The sequence below is a fragment of the Rhodococcus sp. NyZ502 genome, assembly GCF_041464245.1.
Lineage (GTDB): Bacteria > Actinomycetota > Actinomycetes > Mycobacteriales > Mycobacteriaceae > Rhodococcus_F > Rhodococcus_F qingshengii.
This window is the reverse complement of sequence record NZ_CP167155.1, coordinates 1,717,229-1,731,553: the sequence shown is the minus strand read 5'-3', so window position 1 is coordinate 1,731,553 and position 14,325 is coordinate 1,717,229. Positions and strand designations below refer to the sequence as shown.

Below are 14,325 nucleotides of genomic sequence, written 5' to 3'. Positions count from 1 at the left end.
ACACCACAACCACTCACGGGTGCGCTAGCGCCTTCGAGACTTCTTGCGCGGGGGCGGCAAAGCACCTTCGGCGCGCAGACGAGCAGCATGCTCGGCGAGAGCCTCCACCAGCGGTCCCACCTGCGAGGTCTCGGGCTGCACGTCGACGCGCAGACCGAACTCGATAGCGGTTTCGGCCGTCTTCGGGCCGATGCACGCGACCAACGTGCGGGCGTGCGGCTTGCCGGCGATGCCGACGAGGTTGCGCACGGTCGAGGACGAGGTGAAGCAGACGGCGTCGAATCCACCGGTCTTGATCATCTCGCGGGTCTCGGCCGGCGGCGGCGCTGCCCGGACGGTGCGGTAGGCGGTGACGTCGTCGATCTCCCAACCGCGTTCGCGCAGGCCCTCTGCGAGGGTTTCGGTCGCAATGTCCGCCCGCGGCAACAGAACCCGGTTGACCGGATCGAAAACGTCGTCGTACGGGGCGAATTCGGCCAACAGGCCTTCGCTGGACTGCTCACCGGTCGGGATCAGCTCGGGGTTGATGCCGAACGAGCGCACCTTGGCTGCGGTTGCTTCACCGATGCAGGCGATCTTCACACCGGAGAAGGCGCGAGCGTCGAGGCCGAACTCTTCGAACTTCTCCCACACTGCGCGAACAGCATTCGTGGAAGTGAAGACGACCCACTGGTAGCGACCGTCGACGAGTCCCTTGACCGAACGCTCCATCTGAGCCGGGCTGCGAGGCGGCTCGACGGCGATGGTCGGAACCTCGATCGGGATCGCTCCGTGAGTGACCAGACGGTCGCTCATCTCGCCGGCCTGATCCTTGGTGCGCGGCACGAGGACGGTCCAGCCGTACAGAGCGCGCGATTCCCACCACGACATCTTGTTGCGCTGCGCGACAACCTTGCCGACGGTGACGATGAGCGAGCCCACCAGTTCGGATCCGGCTTCGTTGAGCGTCGCGAGAGTTGCCTCGACGGTTCGCTGCTGACGAGTGGTACCGCGGACGGTGATCGCAGCAGGCGTCTGCGGGGCCAAGCCGTTCTCGACCAGCGCGCTGGCGGTCTCGGCGAGATGTCCGGACGTCGCGTGCAGGACAAGCGGTCCCGGTGCAGCGGCCAGAGCAGCCCAGTCGACTTCACCGCGAACGTCGGCCTCGGTGTGACCCGAGCCGAGCGCCATGCCGGCGTAGCTCGGCACAGCCGAACCCGAAGGCAGACCCGGGAGAACCTCGAACTGAACCTGCGTACGGGCGACTGCGGTGACCTCTGCGATCACGGAATCCGTGGTCAGCGGGTCGCCGGAGACCAGACGCACGACGTCGTGGCCGTTCTTGGCCTCGTGCACCAATGTCTTTGCAACCTCGGCAGGCTCGCCGAGTGCCGGACGCACGTCCGCGATCAGCTCGCCGGTCTCCTCGTCGCGGCCCATGTCGATGCCGACGAGTGCGACGACGCCCTTGTCTACATCCGGATCGGTGAATGCCATTGCGGCGCCGGTGAGGACGTCACGTGCGCGAACGGTGAGCAGGGCGGGGTCGCCCGGTCCCGATCCCACGAACAGGATCCGTCCGGGAGTGTTCTTTCGGACTCGGGTCATCGGTGATTCTCCAGTGCGCTGTATCGAAATGGGAACTTGGTGCAAGTGCAAAGTGGGGCGTCAAACATCGGCTGCCTCGCCTGTAGTCACGTTCATCAACTCGCGGGCGCCGAGTTCGAGTAACTCGCGCGCTACCGCTCGGCCGAGTTCCTCGGCCTTGTCCGGCGCACCCACTGCGCCGGTACGGATGACGTCCGAACCGTCGATGGCGGCTGCGCAGCCGCGTACCGACAGTTCGTCGAAGATTCTGCCGTCGTCGTCGAGGGATTCGACGATCTCCGCGATCGCTCCCACCGGAGCGGTGCAGCCGGCTTCCAACTCGGCGAGCAGGGCGCGCTCGGCAGTAACTGCCGCCCGGGTACCCGCGTCGTCGTGCTCGGCGAGGATCGCCGCCAATTCCGCATTGGCAGAAAGGCATTCGACGGCCAGGGCACCCTGCGCCGGAGCGGGGAGCATCTGCACGGGCTCGATATTCTCGGTGATGAGATCGAGCAGCCCGATACGGGACAGGCCGGCGCGAGCGAGGATCACGGCGTCGAGTTCACCGGATTCGACCTTGCCGAGACGGCGCTGCAGGTTGCCCCGCAACGGCACGATGTCGAGGCCGAGACCGAGTGCCTTCAGCTGCGAAACACGGCGCGGCGCGGAGGTTCCCACCTTGGAACCGGCCGGAAGCTCCCCGAGGACCAGACCGTCACGGGCGACGAGCGCGTCACGCGGATCTTCGCGTGGCGGAATCGCCGCGATGACGAAACGCGGGTCCTGCGCGGTCGGTAAGTCCTTGTAGGAATGCACCGCAACGTCGACGCGGTTGTCCAGCAAGGCTTCTCGAAGCTCTGCCGTGAACACTCCGACGCCGATCTTCTGGACGGGATCGGTGGACTGGTCGCCCTTGGTCTTGATGATGACCAACTCGGCGGGATGTCCGGCCGCAACGAGGGCATCGCGCACGGTACCGGCTTGCGTGGTCGCGAGAAGACTTCCGCGAGTGCCGATCCGCAGCGGGCTCCCCGATCGAGGGGTGGTGACGCTCATGCCTGCAGGTCCCTTCCAGTGCGGTCGCCGTCCACCAGATCGGTGGGTGTGGCCACGGCCGCGGGAGATCCGGGGCTGAGTTCGAAGAGTTCGCGCAGCGCTGCCGCGTAGGAGTCGCCGCCGGGGGCCGACGCCAGTTGCTTGACGCGCACGGTCGGGGCGTGGAGAAGCTTGTCCACGACGCGGCGCACGGTGCGCGCAACCTCGTCGCGCTGCGGATCATCCAGGCCGGGCAGACGCGAATCGAGCCGCATCAGTTCGGCTTCGACGACGTCGGCGGCGCGCTGACGCAAAGCCGTCACGGTCGGAGTGACCTCGGCGAGGCGCTGTCCGGCAAGGTAGGTCGCAAGCTCACCGGCGACGATGGTGCGTGCGGCATCTGCGTCGGAAGCGGCTGCGCCCGCCGCTGGATCACGCTGCAGCGTCTCCATGTCGAGAACGGTCACACCCGGCAGGCCGGCGACGGCGGGATCGATGTCGCGCGGCAGCCCGAGGTCGCAGATGACGAGGTGCTTGGTGTTGTCGCGATCGGGCTCGGCGAGTGCGCGGTGCACATCCGCCAGGGTGACCACTGCCCCGACCGCGCCGGTACAGGTCACCATGACATCTGCCTGCGCCATCGCGGCCGAAAGCTGATCGAAGGCAACACCGTCGGCGTCGACGCCGTTGGAGCGTGCCGTCTCTGCCAGGTGCTCGGCGCGTTCCTGTGTCCGGTTGACGACGACGATGCGTGCGATTCCGGCGCGGGTGAGATGCGCAACCGACAGACCGCCCATCGAGCCTGCACCGACAACCACGGCAGTGCGGCCGACCAGGCCGCCCTCACCGATGATGCCCGCTGCACGATCGAGAGCCACCGACACGACTGATGCTCCGGCGGAGTCGATTCCGGTTTCGGAATGCACTCGCTTGCCGACGCGCAGTGCCTGCTGAGCCAGTTCGTGGACGACGCGTCCGGCGGCCTGCTGCGCATCCGAAGATGCGTAGGCCGAACGGATCTGGCCGAGGATCTGCTGTTCGCCGATCACCATGGAATCGAGGCCGCTGGCCACCGCGAAGAGGTGCTCGACGGCTGCTTCGCTGTAGCGGACGTACGCGTGAGCGTGCAGCGCTGTCAGGTCGAGACCCGAATGGTCGGCCAGGATTTCACCGACCTCGGTGAGTGCACCGTGGAACGCGTCCACCACCGCGTAGACCTCCACCCGGTTACAGGTGGAGACGATCATCGCTTCGGAGATGTGCGAAGACGCCAGAAGCTTGTCGATCAGCTTCGGACGATCGGTGTCGGTGACAGCTACTCGCTCGAGCACCGGGACGGGCGCGGTTCGATGCGAGACCCCGACAAGCAGAACACTCACGGCGCGATCACTGATCCGTTTCTTGTCGAACCTGCTCCGACCGGAGCGGGTGAACTGGTGGATGGGACTGACGAAGCGGATGCGGCGTGAGCCACTCGTACTCGCGGCGCGCTGGATGCCTGATCGGCATTGCGCGCACTGTTGAAGGAGAGAACCTGCATCTCGACGGCTAGATCTACACGTCGCAGTTCCACGTGATCGGGAACGTCGAGGGCGATCGGCGAAAAACTCATGATGCAGCGCAGCCCGGCGCTGACGAACTGGTCGCACACGCCCTGAGCTGCCTCGTCCGGTGTGGAGATGACGCCGATGGTCGCATTCAGTTCACGGCAGGCGACGGTCAGTTCCTCGGTGCTGCGCACGACGAGATCCCCGACTCTGCTTCCGATTCGATCTGCATCACTGTCGAAGAGTCCGACCATCTCGAAACCGCGGCGGCTGAATCCGCCGTAGCCGACCAGCGCCTTGCCGAGGTTTCCGACTCCGACGAGAACGACCTTGTGCCCACGATCGAGTCCGAGTGCACGCTCGATGCGGATGCGGAGCCTGTTGACGTCGTACCCGACGCCGCGGACACCGTTGGGTCCGAGGAACGACAGATCCTTACGCAATTTCGCTGATCCGACACCGGACGCCTGCGCGAGTTCCTCGCTCGAGACGATGGAGGTACCCCGGTCGGACATCACTCCGAGGACCCGCAGGTATGCGGCCAAGCGCGTCACCGTAGCCTGGGGGATGACGCGATCCTGAGCGATCGGGTCGGTAACCGAGGCGCTGGAAGCGTCGGTGACGGAAGAGCCCGCAGCGCCGGTGACGCGCTGAGCCACAGGCTCATGCGTCTGGTGCGGTTCGGTCACGTCGCTGGCTCCTCGTCCGGTCGACACGACTGTCGACCTCCACGATGCTCCGGGGGAATGTTCACACCACGGTAACCGCTTGTGAACCCATGCACAAAGTTGCTCGAGACGGGTTCGATGTGCCGTTCACCTGCAAAGCGGCTCCGCGGATAACTTTGAGGGTTGCCTTACTTGCGTAAATCGTCACGAAGGCGCTCCTCGTCGACTTCCCAGTAACCGTGCTCGCGTCCGTCGAGAAGAATGACGGGCAATCTGTCTCCGTACTCCGCTCTCAGCTCTGGATCTGTCGCGGCAGCTTCGTCCACGTCGATGCACGTCAATTCCAGCTCGAACTCGGAACAGACCCGTCGCAGGACCTCCGCCGCGCCGACGCAGGACGCGCATCCTGCGCGTGTCAACAGGGTCACTTCATGCGTAGCTGCAGTCATCGACGCATACCTTTCTTCTACGGGGACGCCATCTACTTGATCGGTCGAGTGTGCCTCCGGAGCCCCACTCGGTGCCAAATCGGCGGAGAGGAACGTCACACACCACAGGGAAGGTCACCATCCAACCCATCGGGCCTCATCGCGGAGGATAGGCTGACTCGAAGAGTTCTCTGCTCGAGAATGCAACACGGGAGGTGCGGGTGCCTGCGCGATCACTACCGAACGGCTCCGGATTCGGATCAGGGCTTGCCGGGGTCATTCTCCCCGGACGTCGCCATGTGAAGAATCCGCTGGGCCCGAGTGAGTCGGAAGTTCGAGCCAATCTCGCCGGCGAGGCGAGCGCTGACGCAGCTCTGGCATTGCACGAAGCTGCCAACCCCACAGAACCGGAAACCGGCGAAGAGCCCCCGGCCGTTCCGCGCGACCTCACGGCCGCCGCATTCTTCGACGTCGACAACACCATGGTGCAGGGTGCGTCGATCATCCACTTCGCCCGTGGTCTCGCTGCACGAAAGTATCTCAAGACCTCGGATCTGGTGGATTTCGCGTGGAAGCAGATCAAGTTCCGAGTCACCGGCCGAGAAAGTAGCGACGACGTCGCCGAAGGCCGCGAGAAAGCACTGTCCTTCGTGGCCGGTCGATCCACCGCCGAACTCGCCCGCCTCGGCGAGGAGATCTACGACGAGGTCATCGCCGACAAGATCTGGCCAGGCACGAGGGCGTTGGCCCAGATGCACCTCGACGCCGGACAACAGGTGTGGTTGGTGACGGCAACTCCGGTCGAACTGGCTCAGGTCATCGCCGAGAAACTGGGATTGACCGGCGCCTTGGGCACTGTCGCCGAGAGTGAGGACGGCGTCTTCACCGGCCGACTCGTCGGCGACATCCTGCACGGCATGGGCAAGGCGCACGCCGTACGGACGTTGGCGGTGCGTGAAGGACTCAATCTCAAGCGCTGTTCCGCCTACTCCGACAGCCACAACGACGTTCCGATGCTCTCGTTGGTGGGGACACCGGTGGCGATCAATCCCGACGCAGATCTTCGTGAACTCGCGAAGAACCGCGGGTGGGAAGTTCGCGATTTCCGCACCGGGCGAAAGGCCGCCAAGATCGGCGTACCGACGGCGCTGGTGCTCGGAGCGGTCGGCGGGGCGCTCGCGGCAATTCTCGCCAGGCGCAAAGAACAGAACGTCTGAGCGGGTTCGGTCCGGATCGAGCAGCGATCCGGACCGAACTCAGCCGAGAAAGACGTTGCGACGCTTGGCCAACAGTCGATACAGCGTCTGCTGAATGGTTTCCCGGACGTGGTCCGTGACCTCGAACAGGACCATCGGATCGTCGGCGGCACCGCTCTCGAAGGTGTCGGTGACGATGGGCTTTCCGAACTCGATGTACCACTTCGACGGCAACGGAACCAGGCCGAGCGGCCCGAAGTGTGGAAACAGCGGTGTCACCGGGAAATACGGAAGACCGAGAACGCGTGCGAGTGTGGTGAGATCACCGATTTTGGGATAGATCTCCTCCGAACCCACGATCGAGCACGGAATGATCGGAACACCGGTTCGCATTGCGGCCGACACGAAGCCACCGCGCCCGAACCGCTGCAACTTGTACCGCTCACTGAACGGTTTCCCGATGCCCTTGAATCCTTCCGGGAACACGGCCGCGACTTCACCGTCGTTGAGCAGACGCTCGGCGTCGGGGTTGCAGGCCAACGTATGGCCGGCTTTGCGCGCCAGTCCACCCACCACCGGCATCTCGAATGCCATGTCCGCAGCCAACATTCGCAGTGGACGATGCGCTGGATGGTGATCGTGCACGGCAACCGACGTCATCAGTCCGTCGATCGGGATCACACCGGCGTGGTTGGCGACCACAAGCGCTCCCCCGGTGAGGGGAATGTTCTCGATCCCACTGACCTCGACGCGAAACCACTTCTCGAACAACGGGCGCAACATCGGCATGACGACGTTGTCCGCGAAATGCGGGTCGAACCCGAACTCGTCGACCTCGTAGTCGCCGGACACCCGACGTCGGAGGAATTCTGCTGCCGAGGCGATCTGGTCGACGATCGCCGACCTGGCCGAATCGACGAACGTGCTCTCACCGCCGTGGTCGGCCGCCGAGGACACTCCGGACGGATGCCGGCGCTCACTTTGTTCACGGATGTCACGCTCCGCACCGGTGACGGACTCACGCGAACGGGAAGTTGCCGACTTTCCGGTGTGAGTTGCGCTGGGCCGCAGGGGAATTACCTTCGCCACGTCAGTCACCCCTTCACCGCACTTCGTCCCGACAGCGGCATGTGCATCACGTCTGCACTTGTTGCCGCCGCGGCGGTGTCACCGCCGAGGATGGTGGTCAACGCATTCTCCGCCCGATCGATCCACTCGGACTTGATGATCCGGCGCGTCTGCATCGCACGCATGAAATCGTCGAGTGCTTGCATGGTGGTCCATCGCGGCTCGAACCCCAGCTCGCTGCGCATGCGAGTGGTGTCGAGTCCGCAGCCGAACCGGAAGTACTCGAGTTGCTCGTCGGTGTACAGCCTCATGGACGACCCCACCAACGCGCTCCCGACGCTGCGGAACAGAGCGAGCGGCATGGGAACTTCCACCCTGCCTGCCCGGCGGATCGCCTGCGACATCATGACCACTCCGTCGCCGGCGATGTTGTACGTACCCGAAGCGTGTCCGATGGTCGCCTTCTCCAGCGCCGCGAGGGCATCCTCGACGTGGAGCAATTGCAGGCGCGCGTTGCGCCCGACGATGGTGGGCACGAGTGGGGCGGTGACGTAGTGCCCGACGGTTGCAGTCAGCTGAGGTCCGATCAACGGCGCCAACCGCAGAATCCCGACCGAGATGTCCGGGCGCCGACGCCCCATTCCGCGGAGGTATCCCTCGATCTCGAGGCTGTCGCGGGCATATCCGCCCGGCGGCCGGCGGCGCGCACTCATTTCTTCGGTGAACTGAGCGGGATCCTTGGCACTGCACCCGTAGACGACCGAAGCCGAGCGCAGGATCACCTTGCGAACCGTCGGCGCTTTCTGGCAGACCGCGAACAGTTGCATGGCGCCGATGACGTTCATGTCCTTCATCGCGGCGCGGCTGCCGGCTTTGGGGGCTTTCTGAAGCGTCGACGCGTGCACGACGGTGTCGACCTCGGCGTTTCGGATCACTTTGCCGATCAGCGGATTGCGGATGTCTGCTCGCACGAATTCCGCGCGGCCCATTCTGCGCATCATGTCCTTGCTCGGACTGACGGCGTCGACGGCGATGACACGCTCGATCGACGGATTCTGCGCAAGCCTGGTCACCAGGTAGCCGCCGAGAAATCTGCTCGCCCCGGTCACCAGTACGACGCGAGGCGTCGTGCCCCCTGAAGTGTTGTCACCTTCAACCACCAAGTACCCCCATATCCAGTAGAAACGCGCTCTGCCGAAGCGTCCCTCCCGCGATTTTCCCCCACTTTACGGGCAGAGGGGGTCCCGCGCTGACTACCCAAATTTCGGCCATTCAAGACAAACCGCCCAGCCAATGAGACGTGGCACACATCGCTTCCCCCCGAATATGCTGATGCCCGCCACCCCGGAAGGGGTGGCGGGCATCAACCGGTACTGCTTATTTACCGAGTTTCCTGCGCTGTACTCGGGTACGACGAAGCAGCTTGCGGTGCTTCTTCTTCGACATGCGCTTGCGACGCTTCTTGATCACTGAACCCATAGCGGGTGTCCCTCACGTTCTTCTCTAGCGTTCCTGCGCACGCCGGTCACGTACGCCTGCGCCAAGCAATTGGCGCCTGGCCCTCGTTTTAACTAGCTCAGCGCCTTACGACACCAGCTTGCTGGTACGACAGTGACTCATCGTACCGGTGTGGAGTCACTCGGCATAAACCGAGCCTCCGGCACAGCAACCACTGTGCCCGCGACTCGGCTCACGCCGAGGTCATCCTCTTCGAACCGGCTGGTCAGCCGGCATCGAAGTACGAGGTTTCGAGGTAATCGTGTACTGCCTTCGCATGTACACGGAACGAACGGCCCACTCGTACAGCAGGCAATTCGCCACTGTGTACCAACCGGTACACAGTCATTTTCGACACCCTCATCAAAGTTGCTACCTCAGCAACAGTGAGGAATTGCGTGCCGGCCACTGCCGGCTTTCCGTCGTGGGACGAACCCATGGACGGCTTGTTTGCAGACACCATTAATCCACATACCTCCAGCACGACTCGCGCCGCCGGCTTCCCCTCCGGCGGAACAGACACGTACGTACTAAGTCGAGCTTAGCTGTACTGGTGGGGTTAAAGCGACGGGTGTGGCTAAACGGACGACTAATCCGCAGCTGCACCCATCGCGGCCGAGCGCGACTTGGCGGCATCCAAGGCATCGAAGAACGCCGTCCGCAGGCCGCCCGCTTCGAGCTGACGCAGTGCCGCAGCCGTCGTTCCGCCCGGTGACGTCACCGCGGCGCGAAGATCCGTCGCGCTGTCGCCGGTGCGATCGAGCATCGCTGCGGAACCGACCATCGTCTGCACCACCAATTCGGTAGCGACCGGGCGCGTCAGGCCGAGACCGACTCCCGCGTCGATCATCGCTTCGGCGACCAGAAAGAAGTAGGCCGGGCCGGAACCGGAGACAGCAGTGACCGCGTCGATCTGCGATTCGGGAACCGTGACCACCTTGCCGACGCTGCCGAGGATGCCGCGTACGAGCTCGAGATGCTCGGCCTTGACGTGCCGTCCGGGCGAGAGCACGCTCACGCCCTCCCCGACCAACATGGGAGTGTTCGGCATGACGCGGATGACCGGGAACCCTGCGGGCAGACGCGTTTCGAAGAATCCCGTGGGGATTCCCGCCGCAAGGGAAACGATCAATTGTTCGAGGTCGCCGTCCAGATCGACCTTCGTCAACGCCGTGAGCGCTGACTCGACGTCGTTCGGCTTCACCGCGATGACGATGACGTCCGCACCCTCGGCGGCATCGGCGACCGTGCTGACGCGGATGGAGTATTCGGCGATCAATTCGTCTGCGCGAGGCTGATATTGCTCGGCGACGACCAGATCCTTGATGGCGTGGCCGGCCTGCAACAGCCCGGAGATCAGCGCCTCGCCGATCTTGCCGCCACCGATAATCGCAATTCTTGTCATGGCGAACAGCCTGCCACGACCGCAGCGATCGACCCTAGCGGGGCATCATCGCCAATTGACGACTCTGGACGACGACTGCGCCCGTCGAATCGAGAACAGCATGATCCTCTTCGAACCACGTGCTGCCCAGAACATCCGAGCTCGCCCGCACGCGAAGCCATCCCGGCGTCGGCAGTCGGCGCAGGTACGTCGTCAACTGCACGGTCGGCGCCCACCCGAACAGGCCGCGGTTCATCGTCACCGGCGCGCTGATGTCACCCGCCATGATCGCGAACAGCACAGCGGTGTCGAGGTCGTTTTCGTCCTCGGGTCGAGGACGGACCCACATCCTGACCTCGGCCTCGCCTTGGCTGCCGGTCAGGAAGTGCGCCGAGGTGGTGTCGATTCGCATGTCGCAACCCTGACCGACATGCACGACCTGCGCCATCGGGTGATCGCCGATGACTGCCACCGCACTCTCCGGCGGTTCCGGTGACATGTCGTCGATCGACGAGGCCGTGACGAAGGTGGGGTCGCCGTCATCGGGGAATCCGAGCGTGACCGCCGCGCGAACAGCGCTGCGGCCCGCCTGGCTCAACTCGACGTCTAATAACGCGACCTGGCGTCCCTGCTTTCGGACGATCACCTCCAGTTCGACTTCACCCGGATCTGGGGCCGACAGATAGTTGGCGCTCACCGCGAGTGGCTGCATCTTCAGAAGCGAGTCGTTCTCACCTGCGCCGTCTCGCAGACATTGACGCGCTGCAGCGGCGCACACAGCCATCATGGAGCCGCCGTGCACTTTCGGCCCGATGGTCCAGATCGAATCGATCGTTGCGGTGTATCGCCCGTCGCCGAGCGAGGTGAGGCGATTGAGATCTTGAAAGGGACTGGTGCTCATCGATTTTCCTGTTCGGTGCTTTCTCGGTGTTGCGGGAAATGTCGTGCGGCCAAATCTTGGTGCGCCAGGCGTCGCAAAGCTGTCAGGACGGGTTCGTACATGGCGGTTCCGAGGACCGCATAGCGAATGCCGTCCTCGGTCGAACTGGTAGGCATCAGCTCGATTTCCACTTCGGCAATCCCTCGGATGTGGTCGCCGTAGGCGCGCAGGCGCTCGTCCGAGAGACTCAGTCCTGCATCCTCGAGGCCGATCAGTGCCCGCTCGAGGTGCGCGACCGCCACGTACCTCGGCTCGAAGACCTGACCGAGAAACTCCAGAACCTTGCGAGCTCTGGGGAACTCTGGATCCGGTTCAGGTTCCACGTACGGGGGTAGTTGCGCGATTGCGCGGCCGAAAGTCTCGAATTCGGATCGCGCGTCACTGTCCACCAGTTCGAGCACCGCGCGAATCCGTGGAATCGCGAGTCCCGCCCCGGCCAGGGCCCTGATCAACGCGAGTCGCCGGACGTGCTGTTCGCCGTACCTCGCTCCCGTTGCGCTGGTCGGCTCACCAGGCATCAGCAGACCTTCACGGAGGTAGTACTTGATAGTGGCCAGTGCAACGCCGGACCGTGCGGCCAGTTCGGAAACCTTCACCGCTCCTCCGTCCAACTCGCTCGACCCATTACTGGATAGTGATGCTATCCAATGATGGTCGAGCATCGGTAAGGAGGACACGCCTTGCGCTAGGGTTGAACCTTCTTTGCGCACATCACCAGAAATTTCCGAACGGAGCGAACAGGCGGAATGACGGATTTGCAGTCGGAGGCTCAGCCCGACGAACAGTGGCGCATCGTGGAACCACTGACGCTGACTCCCCTGCTCACCGCCGCACTCGAGGTGTTCCACGAACTCGGTTACCACGGAGCGTCGGTTCGTGACATCGCAAAACGTGCCGGTGTCACCGTGCCGACGCTGTATTACCACCACGGCAACAAACAGGGCATCCTCGTCGCGCTGATGGAACCGGGCATCGAGAACGTCACCGCACGCGCGAGCGCTGCGGTCGACGCTGCCGGACCGTCGCCGACGGCACAGTTCGGCAATCTCGTCGAGGCGTGTGTTCTGCACATGACCAGTCGCTCCGACATAGCCTTCCTCGATTCCGAACTGCGGTACCTCGAGGACGCGGAACGAAAGAGCTACGCCGCCAAGCGAAAGAAGCTCGAGAACCTACTCGTCGACGTACTGACGGCAGGCGTCGAGAGCGGTGAGTTCACGGTCCCGGACATCACCGGAACGGGCCGTGCACTACTGGGAATGTGTCAGTCCGTCGTCCTCTGGTATCGACTCGACGGACCGCAGACTCCGCGCGAAGTCAGTGTTCTCTACCGCGAGATAGCCCTGAAAGCCGTCGGCGTCACTTCGTGAACGCTGGTCGAATTTCGAGGCATGTCCGATTAGCCCTTAACTGACGAACGTCACACCTGTCGGCTGACACCGAAACCGGGACGCGCCCACGGTCGCGGGTCCACACTTAGAAGCAGAGATGCGCGGGGTGGATCCGCAGACCGAGGGAGTTCTTGACGTATGGCCAACAGCAATCCATTTGTTCCTCCTAGCGCGGTCGACGTCGACCTTTCCGCGGTCGCCTGGGGGGCGAACCGCACGATGTCCGACTTCGAGACTGGAATGTGGCGGATGGAAGAGGCGCAGCCGCAACTGCGCTCACCGATCGTTGCGGTGGAGGTTCTCGATCGTGCCCCGGACTGGGATCGACTTCTCGACGCAGTGGAGTGGGCATCGCACGTGGTTCCGCGTATTCGTATGCGAGCAGTGGAACCGGCAATGCAGCTGGGCAACCCGGTGTGGTCCGTCGATCCCGAGTTCGACATCGGCTACCACCTACGACGCGTCCGCTTACCTGCACCGGCGGACTTCGATCACGCACTGCGCATGTGTCGTCACCTTGCGACGGAACCTTTCGACAAGGCTCGACCGCCGTGGAGCGCGCTGCTCATCGAAGGTCTCGACGACGGTCGCGCCGTGTTCGTGGTCAAGACTCACCACTCCATCACCGACGGCATGGGCGGCATCCAGATGATGACGCTCCTGCACAGCAGACGCCCGGACCCCACTCCGAACAAGCCCGACCGCACACCGCCTGCTCCTGAGCATCTGTCGTCGGTGGGCGCCTTCGGCGAGGAGGTCGTCAGCGAGATCCGGCGTGCGCCCTCGCGTATCGCCAAGCTGGTCCGTGGTGCCACCAATGTTGCGACCACGGCGATCTCGAGTCCGATCACGACTGCTTCCGAGGTCCTCGGTTACGCCAATTCACTCCGCAAGATCGTCACTCCCCCAGCTCGTTCCGGTTCCCCTCTGCTCCACGATCGTGGTCTCGGACGATGGTTCGGAACTCTCGAGGTGGGTGTCCCCGAGCTCAAGGCCGGGGCGAAAGCTGCCGGTGGCTCACTCAACGATGCGTACGTCGCTGCCTTGCTCGGCGGCTTCCGTCGCTACCACGAAGCCTTCGGACAGTCCGTCGACAGCATTCCGATGGGTATGCCGATCAGCATGCGTACGGGCGCAGACGCCAACGGCGGCAACAGGTTTGCAGCCGTTCGCTTCAACGGCCCGGTCTCCGAAACCGATCCGGCCAAACGCATCAGGCAGGTGCGAGAGATCGTTCTGAGTCTGCGTGAGGAACCGGCGTTGGACGCTATCGACGTCGCCGCCCCGATCCTCGCCCGCCTGCCGAATTATCTACTCGCGAACTGGTATCTGTCACAGTCGACGGGTCTGGACCTGCAGGCCAGCAACGTCGCCGGCGTACCGGTACCGGTCTATCTCGCCGGAGCGAAGATCGAGCGGATGTTCCCGTTCGGCCCGGCGCCCGGTTGCGCGGCAATGGCGACACTGGTCTCCCACGTCGGGGTGTGCTGTATCGGAATCAATCTCGACACCGCTGCGATCACAAAACCCGCGCTGCTGATGCAGTGCTTGCAGGAGAGCCTGGACGAGATCGTCGCTCTCGGAGTCACAACGGAAGGTGCGTGA

15 protein-coding genes are annotated in these 14,325 nt (G+C 64.0%); 3 read left to right on the top strand and 12 right to left on the bottom strand.

Annotation, left to right across the window (positions count from 1 at the left end):
• Positions 1-24: 24 nt before the first annotated feature.
• The 5 genes from ACBG85_RS08195 to ACBG85_RS08175 all read right to left on the bottom strand — a co-directional run bounded on the left by ACBG85_RS08195 (position 25) and on the right by ACBG85_RS08175 (position 5,265).
• Positions 25-1,587, bottom strand: coding sequence for a bifunctional uroporphyrinogen-III C-methyltransferase/uroporphyrinogen-III synthase (locus ACBG85_RS08195; protein WP_003941969.1), 1,563 nt, complete (start codon positions 1,585-1,587; stop codon positions 25-27).
• Between the two features lie 60 nt (positions 1,588-1,647).
• Entirely contained in the window at positions 1,648-2,622 is a 975-nt protein-coding gene (gene hemC, locus ACBG85_RS08190; RefSeq protein ID WP_065455925.1) for a hydroxymethylbilane synthase, read from the bottom strand.
• On the bottom strand, positions 2,619-3,980 hold the full coding sequence (locus ACBG85_RS08185; protein WP_003941867.1) for a glutamyl-tRNA reductase: 1,362 nt from the start codon (positions 3,978-3,980) through the stop codon (positions 2,619-2,621). Before ACBG85_RS08185 ends, hemC begins: the two co-directional genes overlap by 4 nt.
• Positions 3,977-4,864, bottom strand: a complete 888-nt coding sequence (locus ACBG85_RS08180) for a redox-sensing transcriptional repressor Rex (RefSeq protein WP_007735314.1) — start codon at positions 4,862-4,864, stop codon at positions 3,977-3,979. Before ACBG85_RS08180 ends, ACBG85_RS08185 begins: the two co-directional genes overlap by 4 nt.
• 140 nt (positions 4,865-5,004) lie before the next feature.
• A complete protein-coding gene (locus ACBG85_RS08175; RefSeq protein WP_003941953.1) occupies positions 5,005-5,265 on the bottom strand; it encodes a glutaredoxin family protein in 261 nt (86 codons plus the stop codon).
• A gap of 200 nt (positions 5,266-5,465) precedes the next feature.
• On the opposite strand from ACBG85_RS08175, the gene ACBG85_RS08170 reads away from it, so the two are divergent.
• Positions 5,466-6,461: an HAD family phosphatase gene (locus ACBG85_RS08170; RefSeq protein ID WP_003941873.1), complete on the top strand. Its 996-nt coding sequence runs from the start codon at positions 5,466-5,468 to the stop codon at positions 6,459-6,461.
• A gap of 39 nt (positions 6,462-6,500) precedes the next feature.
• Here ACBG85_RS08170 and ACBG85_RS08165 read toward each other — a convergent pair whose 3' ends face one another.
• The 7 genes from ACBG85_RS08165 to ACBG85_RS08135 form a co-directional block, all read right to left on the bottom strand.
• Positions 6,501-7,538 carry a lysophospholipid acyltransferase family protein gene (locus tag ACBG85_RS08165; protein ID WP_007735315.1) on the bottom strand — a complete coding sequence of 346 codons (1,038 nt, stop codon included), beginning with the start codon at positions 7,536-7,538 and terminating at the stop codon, positions 6,501-6,503.
• Entirely contained in the window at positions 7,535-8,668 is a 1,134-nt protein-coding gene (locus tag ACBG85_RS08160; protein WP_007735316.1) for an NAD-dependent epimerase/dehydratase family protein, read from the bottom strand. The genes ACBG85_RS08165 and ACBG85_RS08160 overlap by 4 nt, the downstream gene beginning before the upstream one ends.
• 217 nt (positions 8,669-8,885) lie before the next feature.
• Positions 8,886-8,987 carry a 30S ribosomal protein bS22 gene (locus tag ACBG85_RS08155; RefSeq protein ID WP_003402602.1) on the bottom strand — a complete coding sequence of 34 codons (102 nt, stop codon included), beginning with the start codon at positions 8,985-8,987 and terminating at the stop codon, positions 8,886-8,888.
• 244 nt (positions 8,988-9,231) lie between these two features.
• Positions 9,232-9,468, bottom strand: a complete 237-nt coding sequence (locus ACBG85_RS08150) for a helix-turn-helix domain-containing protein (RefSeq protein ID WP_003941845.1) — start codon at positions 9,466-9,468, stop codon at positions 9,232-9,234.
• Positions 9,469-9,594: 126 nt separating this feature from the next.
• The gene (gene proC, locus ACBG85_RS08145; protein WP_003941923.1) at positions 9,595-10,410 is read right to left on the bottom strand and encodes a pyrroline-5-carboxylate reductase; all 816 of its coding nucleotides are present in this window, start codon (positions 10,408-10,410) and stop codon (positions 9,595-9,597) included.
• A 34-nt stretch (positions 10,411-10,444) separates the two neighbouring features.
• Entirely contained in the window at positions 10,445-11,290 is an 846-nt protein-coding gene (locus ACBG85_RS08140; RefSeq protein ID WP_007735317.1) for a thioesterase family protein, read from the bottom strand.
• Positions 11,287-11,925: a MerR family transcriptional regulator gene (locus ACBG85_RS08135; RefSeq protein ID WP_372026862.1), complete on the bottom strand. Its 639-nt coding sequence runs from the start codon at positions 11,923-11,925 to the stop codon at positions 11,287-11,289. Before ACBG85_RS08135 ends, ACBG85_RS08140 begins: the two co-directional genes overlap by 4 nt.
• Before the next feature lie 150 nt (positions 11,926-12,075).
• On the opposite strand from ACBG85_RS08135, the gene ACBG85_RS08130 reads away from it, so the two are divergent.
• On the top strand, positions 12,076-12,699 hold the full coding sequence (locus ACBG85_RS08130) for a TetR/AcrR family transcriptional regulator (RefSeq protein ID WP_003942051.1): 624 nt from the start codon (positions 12,076-12,078) through the stop codon (positions 12,697-12,699).
• Positions 12,700-12,858: 159 nt separating this feature from the next.
• The gene (locus ACBG85_RS08125) at positions 12,859-14,325 is read left to right on the top strand and encodes a wax ester/triacylglycerol synthase domain-containing protein (protein ID WP_058038153.1); all 1,467 of its coding nucleotides are present in this window, start codon (positions 12,859-12,861) and stop codon (positions 14,323-14,325) included.

Coding starts and splice junctions, on each gene's coding strand:
- ACBG85_RS08195 (WP_003941969.1), bottom strand. CDS start 1,587: ATGACCCGAGTCCGAAAGAACACTCCCGGACGGATCCTGTTCGTGGGA.
- hemC (WP_065455925.1), bottom strand. CDS start 2,622: ATGAGCGTCACCACCCCTCGATCGGGGAGCCCGCTGCGGATCGGCACT.
- ACBG85_RS08175 (WP_003941953.1), bottom strand. CDS start 5,265: ATGACTGCAGCTACGCATGAAGTGACCCTGTTGACACGCGCAGGATGC.
- ACBG85_RS08155 (WP_003402602.1), bottom strand. CDS start 8,987: ATGGGTTCAGTGATCAAGAAGCGTCGCAAGCGCATGTCGAAGAAGAAG.
- ACBG85_RS08150 (WP_003941845.1), bottom strand. CDS start 9,468: ATGGTGTCTGCAAACAAGCCGTCCATGGGTTCGTCCCACGACGGAAAG.
- proC (WP_003941923.1), bottom strand. CDS start 10,410: ATGACAAGAATTGCGATTATCGGTGGCGGCAAGATCGGCGAGGCGCTG.
- ACBG85_RS08140 (WP_007735317.1), bottom strand. CDS start 11,290: ATGAGCACCAGTCCCTTTCAAGATCTCAATCGCCTCACCTCGCTCGGC.
- ACBG85_RS08130 (WP_003942051.1), top strand. CDS start 12,076: ATGACGGATTTGCAGTCGGAGGCTCAGCCCGACGAACAGTGGCGCATC.
- ACBG85_RS08125 (WP_058038153.1), top strand. CDS start 12,859: ATGGCCAACAGCAATCCATTTGTTCCTCCTAGCGCGGTCGACGTCGAC.